The organism is Bradyrhizobium sp. ORS 278 (assembly GCF_000026145.1).
In the GTDB taxonomy this organism is placed as follows: domain Bacteria; phylum Pseudomonadota; class Alphaproteobacteria; order Rhizobiales; family Xanthobacteraceae; genus Bradyrhizobium.
In genome coordinates this window covers 5408323-5422688 of sequence record NC_009445.1, presented here as the reverse complement: position 1 = coordinate 5422688, position 14366 = coordinate 5408323, and the positions used below count along the sequence as shown (strand labels likewise).

Genomic DNA, 14366 nt, shown 5'->3' with positions numbered 1-14366 from the left:
CGGTTCAGGAGGTGGCGGTCATGGGGATCACGTTCGGCCCCATGTCGCGCTGTTGCAGGCGGAAGAACGAAGCATAGCGGCCGCCACGGCGCAACAGATCGTCATGCCGGCCCCGCTCGACGATCTCGCCGGCCTCGACGACCAGGATGGCATCGGCGTTCATGATGGTGTGCAGGCGATGCGCGATGACCAGGGTGGTGCGGTTCTGGCAGAGATGCTCGATCGCCTCTTGCACCTGCCGCTCCGACTCGGAATCCAGCGCCGCGGTGGCCTCGTCGAGCAGGATGATCGGCGCGTTGCGGATCAGCGCGCGGGCGACCGCGATGCGCTGGCGCTGGCCGCCGGAGAGCTGGGTGCCATGCTCGCCGACCGGCGTGTCGTAGCCGAGCGGGAAGCTCATGATGAAGTCGTGCGCGCAGGCCGCCTTCGCCGCCTCGATGATCTCCGCCTCGGTCGCGCCTGGCTTGCCGAAGGCGATGTTGGCGCGGATGGTGTCGCGGAACAGATAGACGTCCTGGCCGACATAGGCGACCTGCTCGCGCAGGCTCCGTCGCGACACCTTGGCGATCGACTGGCCGTCGATCAGGATGTCGCCCGCGGTCGCCTCGTAGAAGCGCAGCAGCAGCGCCAGCACCGTCGACTTGCCGCCGCCGGACGGGCCGACCAGCGCGGTGACCTTGCCGGGCTCGGCCGTGAAGCTCATGCGGTTGAGCACCGGCTCATTGTCGCGATAGGCAAAGGAGACGTCGCGCAGCTCGATCCTGGCTTGCGTGAGCTTCAGCGCCGGCTTGTCGTCGTCAGGCTGCTCGCTGGCCGGGCTGTCGACGACCTCGAGCAGCATGCGGGCGCCGACCAGCTGGCTGTTGAGATCGATGTTGAGCCGCGCCAGCCGCTTGGCCGGCTCGGTCGCCATCAGGAAGGCGATCATGAAGGAGAAGAACTGGCCGGGCGTGGCATTGAGCGCGACCACGGAATAGCCGGCATACATCAGGCAGCCGGCGACGGCGAAGCCGCCGAGCATCTCCATCAGCGGGTTGGAGCGGTTGGAGACGCGGGCCATCTTGTTGGCGTTGCGCTCGACCACGGCGATGTTCTCGTCGATGCGCGCGCGCATCGTGTCTTCGAGCGTGAACGCCTTGACGGTGCGGATGCCCTGCAGCGACTCCTGCATCGTCTCGAGAATGTCGGCGGTGCCGGTGAACTGGTTGTAGGCGAGGCCCTTGATGCGCTTGACCAGCTTGCGCAGCACCAGCATCGCCGGCGGCACCACCAGCAGGCCGAGCAGCGACATCCAGGGATCCTGCAGCACCATCACGGCGATCATGCTGATCAGGGTGACGAGATCGCGCCCGATGGCGTTGATCAGCATGCTCAGGATGTCGGTGATCGACTTGGCGCCGGAGGTCAGCCGCGCCAGGAACTCGGAGGAATGGCGCTCGGAGTAGAAGCCGACGCTCTCGTTCATCAGCTTGGCGAACAGCTGCCGCTGGTTGTTGGCGAGGATGGCGTTGGAGATCTTGGACAGGATGACGGCGTAGCTGTAGGTCGTCACGCCCTTGACGAACAGCAGCAGCACGGTGACGCCGGAGAGCAGGACGATGCCCGGAATGCTCTTCTCGACATAGGCCTTGTTGATGACCTGGCCGAGCACGTAGGTCGCCGCGGCGCTGGCTCCGGCGGCGACCGCCATCAGCGCAAACGCAGTGAGATAGCGGCGCCAGTAGGCGAGGCCCTGTTCCAGCACGAGGCGACGGACCAGGATCGCGGCGCCATAGGGATCGTCGGTGATCTTCTTCGGAAATTCGGCCATTCTGGTCCCTGGCCGCGCGGGCAAATCGCCGGGCGGACCAGGAGTGCTTGCCCGCTCGGGGCGGCTTTTTCAAGCCCCCCGCTTCGGGCTTAAGTGCTTGATTCTAGGCCGAGGCCCGCTGCTCCCCATGGCTGTGGCGTTCCAGGAACAGTTTGTGCTCCCAGGCCAGCGCGTGGGCCGCGATTGTGTCCAGATTGTCATAGGCCGGCGTCCAGTCGAGCGTCGCCCGGAGCCGGCTGGTGTCGGCGACCATGCTCATGATGTCGCCGGGGCGGCGCGGCGCGGTCTGCACCGGAATGGCGCGGCCGGAGGCGCGTCGGACCGCCTCGATGGTCTCGAGCACGGAATAGCCGCGGCCATAGCCGCAATTCAGCGTGACCGAGGGGCCGCCGGCGCGCAGATAAGCCAGCGCGGCGCGATGCGCCTGGACGAGGTCGCAGACATGGATGAAGTCGCGGACCGCGGTGCCGTCCGGTGTCGAATAATCGGTGCCGTAGACGTCGATCTTGGCGCGCTGGCCGGTGGCGACCTCCATCGCGATCTTCATCAGATGCGTGGCGCCGACGGTGGCGAGCCCGATGCGTCCCTGCGGATCGGCGCCGGCGACGTTGAAATAGCGCAGCACGGCGTAGTTGAGCTCATACGCCGCGGCGGTATCGTGCAGCATGATCTCGGCCATCAGCTTCGAGCTGCCATAGGGCGAGGTCGGCCGCGTCGGCGCGGTCTCGGGCACCGGAACCTGGGCCGGATTGCCGTAGACGGCCGCGGTCGAGGAGAAGATGAAACGGCTCACGCCGCGCTTGACCGCCGCATTCAACAGGCTGCGCGTGGTCATGGTGTTGTTGCGGTAATACAGCAGCGGATCGCGCACCGATTCCGGCACCACGACCGAGCCGGCGAAATGGATGATGCTGTCGACCCCGTGCTGGCTGATGACGCCGTCGACCAGGTTCTCGTCGCCGGCATCGCCGATGAACAGCGGCACCTCGCTCGGCACGAAGGCGGAGAAGCCGGTCGAGAGGTTGTCGATCACCACGACGCTTTCGCCGGCCTCGGCCAGCGCGAGCACCATGTGGCTGCCGATATAGCCGGCGCCGCCGGTGACAAGCACGGTCATTGTTTGACGCGATCCCTGTTTGTTTTGCGCGACGCTAACGCCCGCGAAATGAAGGACCGGTTGAACGCGGATGCGAACTGGCGATGGTGCTCAATGTTGCGTATAGGGAACCGTTAAAATTGGAGTGGATGGTGCAAGCCGAGCCGTTTTCCGCCGGAGACCTCGACGTCATCGTGCCGAACCTGCACCGCCGCTATTCCGGCGTGACGGCGACCAACCGCATGGTGGCGCCGAAGCTCGCGAGACTGGTGCGCGCGGCCTGGCTCGGCAGCTACGCGCCGGAAGGGATCGCGCGGTTGCGCGCGCGTGATCTGCTCAAGGTGCGGGGCCGTCGCCGGCCGTTGATCTGGCACGCGCGCCGCAACGACGAGATGATCGTCGGCGTGATCCTGCGCGCGCTGGGCTGGCCGTTCAAGCTGCTGTTCACCTCGGCCGCGCAGCGCCATCATAGCTGGATCACACGCGGGCTGATCCGGCGCATGGACGCGATCATCGCCACCAGCGACATCTCAGCGTCCTATTTGAAGCGCGCGGCGACGGTCATCACGCATGGCGTCGATACCGAGGTGTATAAGCCACCCGCCGATCGCGCCGCAGCCTTCGCCGAGAGCGGCCTGCCCGGCCGATATGCCATCGGGTGTTTCGGCCGCGTCCGTGCGCAGAAGGGCAGCGACCTCTTCGTCGCGGCGATGTGCCGGCTGCTGCCGAAGTATCCGGACTTTTCCGCGGTACTGGTCGGCGCCGTCACGCCCGAGCAGATGCCGTTTGCAGCCGAACTGAGGAAGCAGATCGCCGCTGCGGGATTGGAGCAGCGCATCGTCATCACCGGCGAGCTCGACATCGCCGACGTGCAGCGCTGGTACCAGCGCCTGACGATCTACGCCTTTACCTCGCGCAATGAAGGCTTTGGCCTGACCCTGATCGAGGCAATGGCCGCCGGCGCAGCGCTGGTCGCTGCGCGCGCAGGCGCTGCGGAGATCGTGGTGGAGGAGGGCGTGACCGGGAGGCTGGTGCCGCCGGGCGATGTCGATGCGCTGGTCGCCGCGCTGGAACCGCTGATGCAGGATCCCGAGGCGGCGCGGGTGATGGGGGAGAAGGCGCGGACGCGCGTGGTGGAAAAGTTCAGCCTCGAGGCCGAGGCCGAGAAGATCGCCGCCGTCTACCGCGGACTGGTCTGAGCGATGACCTCGGTGACAAATGCATCGAGGTCGCCGCCGGCGAACAGGAAGCCGGGCAGGCCGGCCGCTTCGGCGGCTGCGATGTCGGAGGCCCGGTCGCCGATCACGAAGCTGCCCTCGCGCCGGACAGCCCAGTGCTGCATCAGGTCGAGGATCATTCCCGGCTGTGGCTTGCGCCAGGGATGCTCGCGCAGGTATCGCTCGACGGAGCCTTCGGTATGGTACGGGCAGTAGCGGATGTCGTCGATCACGGCCCCCTGCGCCGCCAGCTCCGCCCGCATCCAATCATGCAGGCTGAGCACGTCGTCCTCGCTGAACAGCCCGCGCGCGACGCCCGACTGGTTGGTGAACAGGAAGACGTGATAGCCGGCCTCGTTCAGCCGCCGGATCGCAGCCGCCACATTCGGCATCCAGCGGATGCGCTCGGGCGAGCCGATGTAGTTGTCGTCGTGGTTGATGACGCCGTCGCGATCGAGGAACGCCGCGGGCTTGAGCTGAGGAGTCGTCATCTAGCGCGCGTCCTGCATCAGCGCCGCCTCGATGGTCTCGCAGATGCCGTGCGCGGTGGCGAGGTGGATCTGCTGGATCAGCGGCGTATCGTCGCTCGGCGCGACCAGCAGCTCGTCGCACAGTTCACCCATGCCAAGGCCGTTGGTGCCGGTGAAGCCGATCGTCACCAGCCCGCGCTCGCGAGCCTTGCGCAGCGCGTTGAGGATGCTCGGCGAGCGGCCGGAGGTCGAGATCGCCAGCAGCACGTCGCCGCTGGCGCCGAGTCCCTCGACCTGGCGGGCGAACACGTGATCGAAGCCGTAATCATTGCCGATCGCGGTCAGCGCCGAAGTGTCGGTGGTCAGCGCGATCGCCGCAAAGGCGGGCCGCTCCTGCTTGTAGCGGCCGACGATCTCGGCCGCGATGTGCTGCGCATCCGCCGCGCTGCCGCCATTGCCGACGATCAGCAGCTTGTGGCCGCCGCGCAGCGCTCCGATGATCGCCGTCGCGATCCGCTCGGCGCTGGCGAGAAGTGCGCCATCGACAGCCGCGCGCTCCATCGCCGCGCGGGAGCGGGCGAGATGGTTGGAGATCAGGCTGTCCAGTGCGTCGGTCACGATGGCGGCTCGGATTGCGATAGGGCCGGTGTAGGGGGCGCGCCGTCCCCGCGCAAGCTAGGGGGCGACCGGGATCGCCGCCTCAGCCAGCACGCGCTGGGCGATCGCGGCCACATCGATGGCCGGGATGTCCCGCATGCAGCGGTGATCGTTCATCCGGCAGACCGGACGATGGCAAGGCTGGCAGGGCACCTGCGTCTTTGTCTGCACGGTCGCGGCGAGGCCGTTCAGCGGCGCCCAATGGTACGGGCTGGTCGGGCCGAAGATACCCATGGTCGGCGTGCCCAGGGCGGCGGCGATGTGCATCAGGCCCGAATCGTTGGAGATGGCGACACCGGCCGCCGCCATCGCCAGGATGCCGTTGCGCAGGTCGGTTCCGGTGAGGTCGCGGACCTCCGGGCCGCCTGTGGCGACGATCTCGGCGGCGAGCGCCTTCTCGCCGGGACCGCCGACCACCCAGACATCGAGGCCCGCCGCGTGCAGCAGTCGGGCTGCCTCGCCGTAGAAGGGCCAGCGCTTCGCGGCGCCGACCGACCCCGGCGCCAGCGCGACCGCGGGCCGACTCCCCAGGCCGTTCGCCTCGCGCCAGCGCGCGACATCTCCCGGCGGCACCCGGAGCTGCGGCACCGGCCATTCCGGCGGCAGCGGCGCGCCGTCGGGCAAAGCGAGGGCCGCGTTCTTGTCGATGAAGCGGGGCAGCGCCTTCTCGCCCCAGCGCCAGCGGTTCAGCAGGCCGAACCTGATCTCGCCGACGAAGCCGACGCGTTCGGGAATGGCGGCAAGCGCCGGCGCCAAGGCGGACTTCCACGTGCGCGGCATCACCAGGGCGGTACCATAGTGGCGCTCGCGCAACAGGCTGGCGAGATGCCACTGCCTGGCCAGCGCCAGCCGGCTGCGCGGCAGGTCCCAGACGATGCCGGAGCGGACGCCGGGCATGTAATCGACCAGCGGCGCGCACAACGAGGTCACCAGCAGGTCCACGGGCCGATTCGGCCAGCGCTCCTTGAGCACCCGCACCACGGTGTGGCCGCGGACGAAATCGCCGATCCACATATAGGGAATGATCAGGATCGGGCTGGTGTCGTCAGCGTCCACCGCGATGTTGGCCGAATTGGAATTCATTCTTTGTCTGCCTGGCTCCGGCGCGCTGGTAGCCGCTCAGCCGCCACAGGTAAAGTGGCCGGTCTCGGCCGTCACCAAAGCGCTTACACTTTGTCGCCGCATGCGCTACGCGAGGGCCGGGTTTTCGGGATCAGGACGGGCTAACGGAATGTTGCTGGTGACCGGCGGCGCCGGGTTTATCGGATCGAATCTGGTCGCGGCGCTGAACGACGCCGGCCGTACCGATGTCGTCGTCTGCGACACCCTCGGCAGCGAGGGCAAGTGGCGCAATCTGGCCAAACGTCAGCTCGCCGATGTCGTGCCGCCGTCCGACCTGGACGCCTGGCTGAAGGGCCGTCGTCTCGACGCCGTCCTGCACATGGGCGCGATCTCCGCGACCACCGTGGTCGACGGCGACCTCGTGATGGAGCGCAATTTCCGCAGTTCCCTGCGTCTGCTCGACTGGTGCACGGCCAACACCACGCCGTTCATCTACGCCTCCTCGGCTGCGACCTATGGCGACGGCGCGCAGGGCTTCGTGGATGATCCGTCGCTCGCGGCGCTGAAGACGCTCCGGCCGATGAACCTCTACGGCTGGAGCAAGCATCTGTTCGACACGGCGATCGCGGCGCGCGCCGAGCGCGGCGAGCGGCTGCCGCCGCAATACGCTGGCTTGAAGTTCTTCAACGTGTTCGGTCCCAACGAGTACCACAAGGGATCGATGATGAGCGTATTGACGCGCCGCTTCGACGACATCAAGGCCGGGCACACTTTGCAGCTGTTCAAGTCGCACCGGGACGGCATTGCCGACGGTGACCAGCGCCGCGACTTCATCTATGTCGACGACGTCGTGCGCGTGATGCTGTGGCTGCTGGCGACGCCATCCGTCTCCGGGCTGTTCAACGTCGGCACGGGCCAGGCGCGCAGCTTCAAGGACATGATGCTGGCGGTCTACGCCACGCTTGGCGCTGTGCCGCGGATCGACTACGTCGACATGCCCGAAGCGATTCGCGGCAGCTACCAGTACTTCACCCAGAGCAATGTCGATCGCCTGCTGGCCGCCGGCTACAACGGCGGCTTCACGCCGCTCGAGGATGCCGTGGCCGCCTATGTCCGAGACTATCTCGATTCCGCCGACCGCTTCCGCTAGACGAACTGTTCTGGATCACCTACCGAGACTGCCGCTGATGTTCGACTTTGACGATCTCTCGCAAGCGATCGCCCGCCAGACGGTGCTGTGCGTCGGCGACCTCATGCTGGACGAGTTCGTTTACGGCGAGGTGTCGCGGATCTCGCCGGAGGCACCCGCGCCCGTCATCGCGGTCCAGCGCAGCGAAACCAATATCGGCGGCGCCGGCAATGTCGCGCGCAACATCGCAGCGCTCGGCGCGCGCGGCATCTTCGTCGGCCTGGTCGGGCAGGACGCAGCGGGCGACCAGCTCGAGGCCGAGCTTGCGAAGGTTGATGGCATCGAGAGTGTCCTGGTGCGCGACCCGTCGCGGCCGACGACGCGCAAGGTGCGCTTCGTCTCGGAGCATTTCTCGACCCACATGCTGCGTGCTGACTGGGAGCGCGCCGCGCCTGCGTCCGAGGACATCGAGCAGAAGCTGATCGCCGCCATCCTGCCGCTGATCGCGCGGGCCGACATCGTGCTGCTGTCGGACTACGCCAAGGGCGTGCTGACCGCGCGCGTGCTGCGCAATGTGATCGACGCGACGCGCAGGGCCGGCAAGCGCGTGATCGTCGATCCCAAGAGCGCGAATCTCGCGATCTATCGCGGTGCCAGCGTGCTGACGCCGAACCGCAAGGAATTCTCGGAAGCGACCCGCAGCCGCGCCGAGACCGAGCAGGAGATCGCCGCGGCCGCGCAGGATGCGATCTATCTGGCCGATTGCGAGGCGATCCTGGTGACGCAGAGCGAGCGCGGCATGACCCTGGTGCCGCGCCAGGGCGATCCGATCCACGTGCCGGCCTATCCGGTGAAGGTGCGCGACGTCTCCGGCGCCGGCGATACAGTCGTCGCCGTGCTGGCGGCAGCGCTCGCCGCCGGCGCAGCCTGGGAAGACGCGCTGCGGATGGCGAGCGCGGCAGCGGCCGTAGCTGTCAGCAAGCAGGGGACGGCAAGCGTGACATCGGCGGAGCTGCGCCGCAAGATTCTGCCGCATGCCTACCGTGCCGCCGAAGAAAAGATCATCGAGAACGATGGCGAACTCGCAACGCGTGTCGCCGTTTGGCGAAGCGAAGGTCTGCGCGTCGGCTTCACCAATGGCTGCTTCGACATCCTGCATCCGGGCCATGTGAAGGTACTGACGGCGGCGCGCGCCGCCTGCGACCGGCTCGTCGTTGGACTGAACAGCGACACTTCGGTCAAGCGATTGAAGGGTGAGAGCCGTCCGGTGCAGGACGAGCGCGCGCGGGCCGAAGTGCTGGCCGCATTGGAAGCGGTGGATCTTGTTGCGATCTTTACGGAGGAGACGCCGCTGCGCCTGATCGAGCTGGTGCGACCGAGCGTCCTGGTCAAGGGCGGCGACTACACGCGAGAGCAGGTGGTGGGCCACGAGGTGGTCGAGGCCGCCGGCGGCGAGGTGCTGTTGATCGACATCCTGAAGGGACACAGCACGACAGCGCTGGTCGATCGTGCCCGGAGCGATCAGCGATGAGCGCGCTTGCAGGTCATCCCGGCCCGGCGCTGCTGGCCCGCCGCTGGCGCGATCCGGCGGCGTGGCGGACCACGGTGGACGTCGTCGCCGTTCTGCTGGCCGCGTCGCTGCCGTGGTCGACCTCGCTGGTGTCCATCCTCGGCGTCGTCATGCTGATCACGATGGTGCCGTTTCTCGATCTCGATCGTCTGCTGCAGATCCTGAAGCGGCCGATCTCGCTGGCGCCGATCGCGCTGTTCGTGCTGGCGCTGGTCGGCACGTTATGGTCGGACGCGGCCTGGGGCGCGCGGCTCTATGCGGTCGGGCCGGCCGCGAAGCTCCTGGTGCTGCCGGCGCTCCTCTACCACTTCCAGCGATCCGAGCGCGGCCTGTGGGTGTTCACGGCGTTCCTGGCGTCCTGCGTGCTGATGGTCGTGATGTCCACGGCGGTGGGGTTCAATCCGGCCCTGGCGCTGAAGGCCAACGCGGATCGCGGCATCTTCGTGAAGAACTATATCGACCAGGGCCAGGAATTCTCGCTCTGCGCGGTGGCGCTGGCCTATCCGATCGCTCAGCTGTTGCGCGCGCGCCGTTTCGTGCCGGCGGGCATTCTCACCGCGATCATGATCGCATTCCTGGCCAACATGATCTTCATCGTGGTCTCGCGCACGGCGCTGGTGACAATTCCGGTCCTGCTCGCTGTGTTCGGCCTGATCCATCTGAAATGGCGGGCCAACCTGCTGATCGCCGTGTCGGCTGTGGTGATCGGCTTGGCCGCGTGGTCGGTCTCGCCGCAACTGCAGCAGAAGGTAGCGACATTCACGCAGCAGTATCAGGATTACCGGAACGACCGCGCCGTCACATCGATCGGCGAACGCCTGGAGTTCTGGCGCAAATCGCTGCATTTCTTTGCCGACGCACCGGTGATCGGCCATGGCTCGGGCTCGACGCGGCATCTGTTCGAGCTGGCCGCGAGCGACCGCACTGATCTCGCCGCCGGCACCGTGGTCGGCAATCCGCACAATCAGACGCTCAACGTCGCGGTCCAGTGGGGCACGCTCGGCGTGGTCGTTCTCTACGCGATGTGGGCGTTGCATCTCCTGCTGTTCCGCGGCGACGGTCTCGTGCCGTGGATCGGGCTTCTCGTGGTGGTGCAGAACATCTTCACCTCGCTGTTCAACTCGCACATCTTCGATTTTCACGAGGGGTGGATGTACGTCATCGGCGTCGGCGTGGCCGGCGGCATGGTGCTGCGGCTGAGGAAACAGCCTGATGCGGAGCAAGGGGGCGTCGTGCCATGACGCGCCTGTCGCAGCTCACCTCGCGGAACCTGCTGATCGCGGCGCATGACCTTCTGGTGAGCATCGCCGCGCTGTTTGCGGCGTTCTACATCCGCTTCGAAGGTGCCAGCACGTTCTGGGAGCGGGTGCCGCTGCTACTGCAGATCCTGCCGTACTTCATCGCCTTCAGCTTCGTCGTCTTCTACTTCTCCAACCTGCTGACCACCAAGTGGCGATTCACGTCGCTGCCGGATGCGCTCAATATCGTGCGCGTCGCGACCGTGCTGACGCTCGCCTTCCTGGTGCTCGACTACATCATCGTCGCGCCCAACGTCCGCGGCACTTTCTTCTTCGGCAAGCTCACGATCATCCTGTTCTGGTTCCTGGAGATCTTCGCGCTCAGCGCATTGCGCTTCGCCTATCGCTATTTTCGCTACACGCGGGTGCGCCGTCACGCGAAGTCGGAGGATGCGGCCCCGGCGCTGCTGATCGGCCGCGCGGCCGACGCGGAGGTGGTCCTGCGCGGCATCGAGAGCGGCGCGGTCAAGCGGATCTGGCCGATCGGCATTCTCTCGCCGTCGATGGCCGACCGTGGCCAGTTGATCCGCGGCGTTCCCGTGCTCGGCGGCATCGACGACGTCGAGGATGTGGCGGCCGACTTTGCCCGGCGCGACCGGCCGATCGCGCGCGCGCTGATGATGCCCACCGCGTTCGAGCCGGACTGCCATCCGGAGACCTTCCTGATGCGTGCGCGCCGCTTGCGCCTGATCGTCAGCCGCCTGCCGTCGCTGGAGAGCGGCGATGCGCCCCGTCTCGCCCCGGTCGCGGTCGAGGATCTGCTGCTGCGGCCAAGCCACAAGATCGACTACGGACGGCTGGAAGCGCTGGTGCGCGGCAAGGCCGTGGTCGTGACCGGCGGGGGCGGCTCGATCGGCGCCGAGATCTGCCAGCGCGTCGTTGCGTTCGGCGCGGCGCGGCTGCTCATTCTCGAAAACTCCGAGCCGGCGCTCTATGCGATCACCGAGGCGCTCGCGGCCGATCCCGAGGCGGATGTCGCCGTCGAGGGGCGCATCGCCGACATCAGGGATCGCGACCGGGTGTTCGCGCTGATCGGCGAGTTCAAGCCTGACCTGGTGTTCCACGCCGCGGCTCTGAAGCACGTGCCGATCCTGGAGCGTGACTGGAGCGAGGGCGTCAAGACCAACATCTTCGGCTCGATCAACGTGGCCGATGCCGCGGTGGCGTCGGGTGCCGAGGCGATGGTGATGATCTCGACAGACAAGGCGATCGAGCCGGTGTCGATGCTCGGCCTGACCAAGCGCTTCGCCGAGATGTACTGCCAGGCGCTCGACCGTCAGCTCGCCGAGCGGCCCGTTGGCCGGCCGCCGATGCGGCTGATCTCGGTACGGTTTGGCAATGTGCTGGCGTCGAACGGCTCGGTGGTTCCGAAGTTCAAGGCGCAGATCGAGGCGGGCGGTCCGGTCACGGTGACGCATCCGGACATGGTGCGCTACTTCATGACCATCCGCGAGGCTTGCGATCTCGTCATCACCGCGGCCTCGCATGCGCTCCGGCCGCAGCGGCCCGATGTTTCGGTCTACGTGCTGAACATGGGTCAGCCGGTGCGCATCGTCGAGCTCGCCGAGCGCATGATCCGGCTGTCCGGCCTGCAGCCGGGCTACGACATCGAGATCAAGTTCACGGGCATTCGTCCGGGCGAGCGGCTGAACGAAATTCTGTTCGCGAGCGAGGAGCCGCCGATCGAGATCGGTGTTGCCGGCGTCATGGCGGCGACGCCGAACGAGCCGCCGATGCCGACGCTGAAGGGGTGGATAGCGGCGCTCGATCAGGCGATCGGGCGCAACGATCCGGTGACGATTAAATCGGTCCTGAAGGATGCAGTGCCGGAGTTCGGCTCGACCGCGGCCTGAGCCGTCAACGGCGAGGCCGTGAGAACCGGCTCAGCACGAAGGCGACGGCGCCGAGACCGAACACGAGCAGGATGACGTCGGCGACCAGCGATTGCAGCGCCACCGAGAGGACAGCGAGCGCCGCAAGCGCGATATTGAGGACGAACACCTCGCCGACGACGCGCGCGACGGTGAAGCCGTTGTCGGTGGCTTGTTGATAGAAGTGGGTGCGATGCGCCGCCCAGAACGGCTCGCGCCGCGCCATCCGCCGCAGCAGCGTGAAGGTGGCGTCGACGAGATAATACAGCGGCAGCAGCAGCGCGGCGGCGATGGAGCCTTGCCAGGCGAGATGCAGCAGGCCCCAGCCGAGCAGGAGGCCGATCGGCAGGCTGCCGACATCGCCGAGAAAAACATTTGCGACCGGCTTGTTGAAAGGCGCGAAGCCGAGCATGGCGCCGGCGAGCGCAGCGGAGATGGCGGTCGCCGGCCATGGCAGGCCCCCGGAGAGGCCAAACAGGACGAGCGTCGTCGTGATCGGCGCTGCTTCGGCCACGGTCATCAGGTCGAGCCCGTCCATGAAGTTGACGAGATTGACGAACCACAAACCGGCGATCAGCAGCAGGGTGCGCTCGACCGCCAATGGGATCTGAAACAGCCTGAGATCGTCAGGCGCGGTGAAGACGACGAGGCCGACGGCGAGCCCTTGCAGGACGAAGCGCGGCAGCACCGGGATCGGCCTGATGTCGTCGACCAGGCCGACCAGCGCCAGCATCGGCACGGCGATGAACAGCATCGAAAGCGGCGCGAAGCCGAGCACGGAGGCGAAGGCGCCGCCGACCACCAGCGTCGCGCCCACGACCGCGATGCCGGCGCCCTGCGGCGTCGGAATCTTGTGCGACGAGCGCGCATTCGGCCGCGCCAGCGCATAGCGCTGCAGCAGCGGGCGCAGCAGCACGATCGAGACGGCGCACATCACCGCGGCCAGCAGGGCGATGAGAGCGGCATTGGCAGCGGGGCTGGCGATCATTGGTGGTCGCCTGAGGCCGCGGTGAGACGATCATAAAGCGCCACGACGGAGCGGCCGATGATCCTGGCCGAGAGCTTGTCCTCGACGAGCTGCCGCGCGGCCTGACCATAGCGCGCGCGCAGCTCGGGCGACGTCGCGAGCTGCGCCATCGCTTGCGCGAGCGCGGCGGCATCCTCGACGAGGACCGCGAGCCCGGTCTGGCCGTGGATCGCGATCTCGCGGCAGCCGGGAGCGTCCGTCGAGACCAGCGGCCGGCCGCAGGCGGCAGCCTCCAGCAGGCTCACCGGCAGTCCCTCGCGATGCGAGGGAAGCACGGCGACGTGGCAGCGCCGCCAGAGCTCGGTGATGTCTTTGATCTGGCCGAGCAGGGTGATGCCGGGCTCTGCGCGCCAAGCCTCGATTTCCGCGGCCGAAACCGAGGCCGGGTTGGCCGGATCGGGCGAGCCGGCGATCAGCAGCTGATCGTTGCGGCCTTGCTGCCGCAGCATCCGGTGCGCCGCGATCAGCGCGCGAATGCCCTTGTCGGTCAGCAGACGTCCGGCGAAGCCGAAGGTGATCGGCCCGTCGGGCTCCGGCAGCGGCCGGAAGCGGTCGGTGTCGACGCCGGAGCCGGGGATCAGCGTGATTTTGTCGGCGCGCACGCCCATCGCCTGAAGGGCATCACGATCGTCGGGGTTCTGCACCAGCACGCAGCTCGGGCGGCGGTTCATCAGCCACGGCAGCAGCGAGAGCAGGCCCCGCTTCAGCAGGCGCGAGCGCCAGCTCGACGACGTGAAGATGTAGCCCATGCCGGTCATGGCGTTGACGACCGGGGCAGGGCGCCCGAGCGCGGCCAGCGAGCCGAGCACGCTCGCCTGCAGCCCCGAATGATGCACGATGTCGGGTCGGATCGCCGCTTCCACGGCGCGGATTGCTCGGACCGTGGGCAGAGCTGACGACGGCGAAAGTCCGCCGCGCCGGAACGGGATCGGATGCAGGACGAAGCGCTCGGCGGCGATCGCGGCGGCGCCCGCATTGACGTTGGTCGCGACATGCACCTCGTAGCCGGCATCGCGCGCGGCGCGCGCCATCGGCAGCCGGTGCATCAGGAACGCGAAATCCTCGTTGGCCACGTAGAGCAGGCGGCGCGGCGAAGCGGAGTGGGGCGGGGGCATCAAACTCACGGGTCTCGGGCGGTCTTGGCGCCGTATAGGCCAAG

General features: G+C 67.5%; 12 protein-coding genes. 5 read left to right on the top strand and 7 right to left on the bottom strand.

What is annotated here, in order from left to right; all coding sequences use genetic code 11:
* Window positions 1-4: 4 nt before the first annotated feature.
* Window positions 5-1810: an ABC transporter ATP-binding protein gene (locus BRADO_RS24210; protein WP_012028835.1), complete on the bottom strand. Its 1806-nt coding sequence runs from the start codon at window positions 1808-1810 to the stop codon at window positions 5-7.
* Window positions 1811-1913: 103 nt separating this feature from the next.
* The gene (gene galE, locus BRADO_RS24205) at window positions 1914-2927 is read right to left on the bottom strand and encodes a UDP-glucose 4-epimerase GalE (RefSeq protein WP_012028834.1); all 1014 of its coding nucleotides are present in this window, start codon (window positions 2925-2927) and stop codon (window positions 1914-1916) included.
* Window positions 2928-3055: 128 nt separating this feature from the next.
* On the opposite strand from galE, the gene BRADO_RS24200 reads away from it, so the two are divergent.
* Complete coding sequence (locus BRADO_RS24200) at window positions 3056-4105, top strand: glycosyltransferase family 4 protein (RefSeq protein ID WP_085972814.1); 1050 nt, start codon at window positions 3056-3058, stop codon at window positions 4103-4105.
* Here BRADO_RS24200 and BRADO_RS24195 read toward each other — a convergent pair.
* From BRADO_RS24195 to waaF, 3 genes are read right to left on the bottom strand one after another with little or no spacing between them, the layout of a single operon-like run.
* Entirely contained in the window at window positions 4087-4614 is a 528-nt protein-coding gene (locus tag BRADO_RS24195) for an HAD-IIIA family hydrolase (RefSeq protein ID WP_012028832.1), read from the bottom strand. The two genes, BRADO_RS24200 and BRADO_RS24195, sit on opposite strands and share 19 nt — an antisense overlap.
* Window positions 4615-5211, bottom strand: coding sequence for a D-sedoheptulose 7-phosphate isomerase (locus BRADO_RS24190; RefSeq protein WP_012028831.1), 597 nt, complete (start codon window positions 5209-5211; stop codon window positions 4615-4617). It lies immediately after the preceding gene.
* Window positions 5212-5268: 57 nt separating this feature from the next.
* Window positions 5269-6333, bottom strand: coding sequence for a lipopolysaccharide heptosyltransferase II (gene waaF, locus BRADO_RS24185; protein ID WP_012028830.1), 1065 nt, complete (start codon window positions 6331-6333; stop codon window positions 5269-5271).
* A 148-nt stretch (window positions 6334-6481) separates the two neighbouring features.
* On the opposite strand from waaF, the gene rfaD reads away from it, so the two are divergent.
* From rfaD to BRADO_RS24165, 4 genes are read left to right on the top strand one after another with little or no spacing between them, the layout of a single operon-like run.
* Window positions 6482-7462, top strand: a complete 981-nt coding sequence (rfaD, locus tag BRADO_RS24180; RefSeq protein WP_012028829.1) for an ADP-glyceromanno-heptose 6-epimerase — start codon at window positions 6482-6484, stop codon at window positions 7460-7462.
* Window positions 7463-7499: 37 nt separating this feature from the next.
* Entirely contained in the window at window positions 7500-8972 is a 1473-nt protein-coding gene (rfaE1, locus tag BRADO_RS24175) for a D-glycero-beta-D-manno-heptose-7-phosphate kinase (protein ID WP_012028828.1), read from the top strand.
* Window positions 8969-10252, top strand: a complete 1284-nt coding sequence (locus BRADO_RS24170; RefSeq protein WP_012028827.1) for an O-antigen ligase — start codon at window positions 8969-8971, stop codon at window positions 10250-10252. Before rfaE1 ends, BRADO_RS24170 begins: the two co-directional genes overlap by 4 nt.
* Complete coding sequence (locus tag BRADO_RS24165; protein ID WP_012028826.1) at window positions 10249-12162, top strand: nucleoside-diphosphate sugar epimerase/dehydratase; 1914 nt, start codon at window positions 10249-10251, stop codon at window positions 12160-12162. Before BRADO_RS24170 ends, BRADO_RS24165 begins: the two co-directional genes overlap by 4 nt.
* Before the next feature lie 4 nt (window positions 12163-12166).
* Here the strand turns inward: BRADO_RS24165 and BRADO_RS24160 are convergent, their stop codons facing one another.
* Complete coding sequence (locus tag BRADO_RS24160) at window positions 12167-13168, bottom strand: glycosyl transferase (RefSeq protein ID WP_012028825.1); 1002 nt, start codon at window positions 13166-13168, stop codon at window positions 12167-12169.
* Complete coding sequence (locus BRADO_RS24155) at window positions 13165-14322, bottom strand: glycosyltransferase family 4 protein (RefSeq protein WP_012028824.1); 1158 nt, start codon at window positions 14320-14322, stop codon at window positions 13165-13167. Before BRADO_RS24155 ends, BRADO_RS24160 begins: the two co-directional genes overlap by 4 nt.
* Window positions 14323-14366: the final 44 nt, after the last annotated feature.

What these genes read in the sequence shown, in the direction of transcription:
- BRADO_RS24165 (WP_012028826.1), top strand. Translation starts at nt 10,249, where the DNA reads ATGACGCGCCTGTCGCAGCTCACCTCGCGGAACCTGCTGATCGCGGCG.
- galE (WP_012028834.1), bottom strand. Translation starts at nt 2,927, where the DNA reads ATGACCGTGCTTGTCACCGGCGGCGCCGGCTATATCGGCAGCCACATG.
- rfaD (WP_012028829.1), top strand. Translation starts at nt 6,482, where the DNA reads ATGTTGCTGGTGACCGGCGGCGCCGGGTTTATCGGATCGAATCTGGTC.
- rfaE1 (WP_012028828.1), top strand. Translation starts at nt 7,500, where the DNA reads ATGTTCGACTTTGACGATCTCTCGCAAGCGATCGCCCGCCAGACGGTG.
- BRADO_RS24210 (WP_012028835.1), bottom strand. Translation starts at nt 1,810, where the DNA reads ATGGCCGAATTTCCGAAGAAGATCACCGACGATCCCTATGGCGCCGCG.
- BRADO_RS24160 (WP_012028825.1), bottom strand. Translation starts at nt 13,168, where the DNA reads ATGATCGCCAGCCCCGCTGCCAATGCCGCTCTCATCGCCCTGCTGGCC.
- BRADO_RS24155 (WP_012028824.1), bottom strand. Translation starts at nt 14,322, where the DNA reads ATGCCCCCGCCCCACTCCGCTTCGCCGCGCCGCCTGCTCTACGTGGCC.
- BRADO_RS24200 (WP_085972814.1), top strand. Translation starts at nt 3,056, where the DNA reads ATGGTGCAAGCCGAGCCGTTTTCCGCCGGAGACCTCGACGTCATCGTG.
- waaF (WP_012028830.1), bottom strand. Translation starts at nt 6,333, where the DNA reads ATGAATTCCAATTCGGCCAACATCGCGGTGGACGCTGACGACACCAGC.
- BRADO_RS24195 (WP_012028832.1), bottom strand. Translation starts at nt 4,614, where the DNA reads ATGACGACTCCTCAGCTCAAGCCCGCGGCGTTCCTCGATCGCGACGGC.
- BRADO_RS24170 (WP_012028827.1), top strand. Translation starts at nt 8,969, where the DNA reads ATGAGCGCGCTTGCAGGTCATCCCGGCCCGGCGCTGCTGGCCCGCCGC.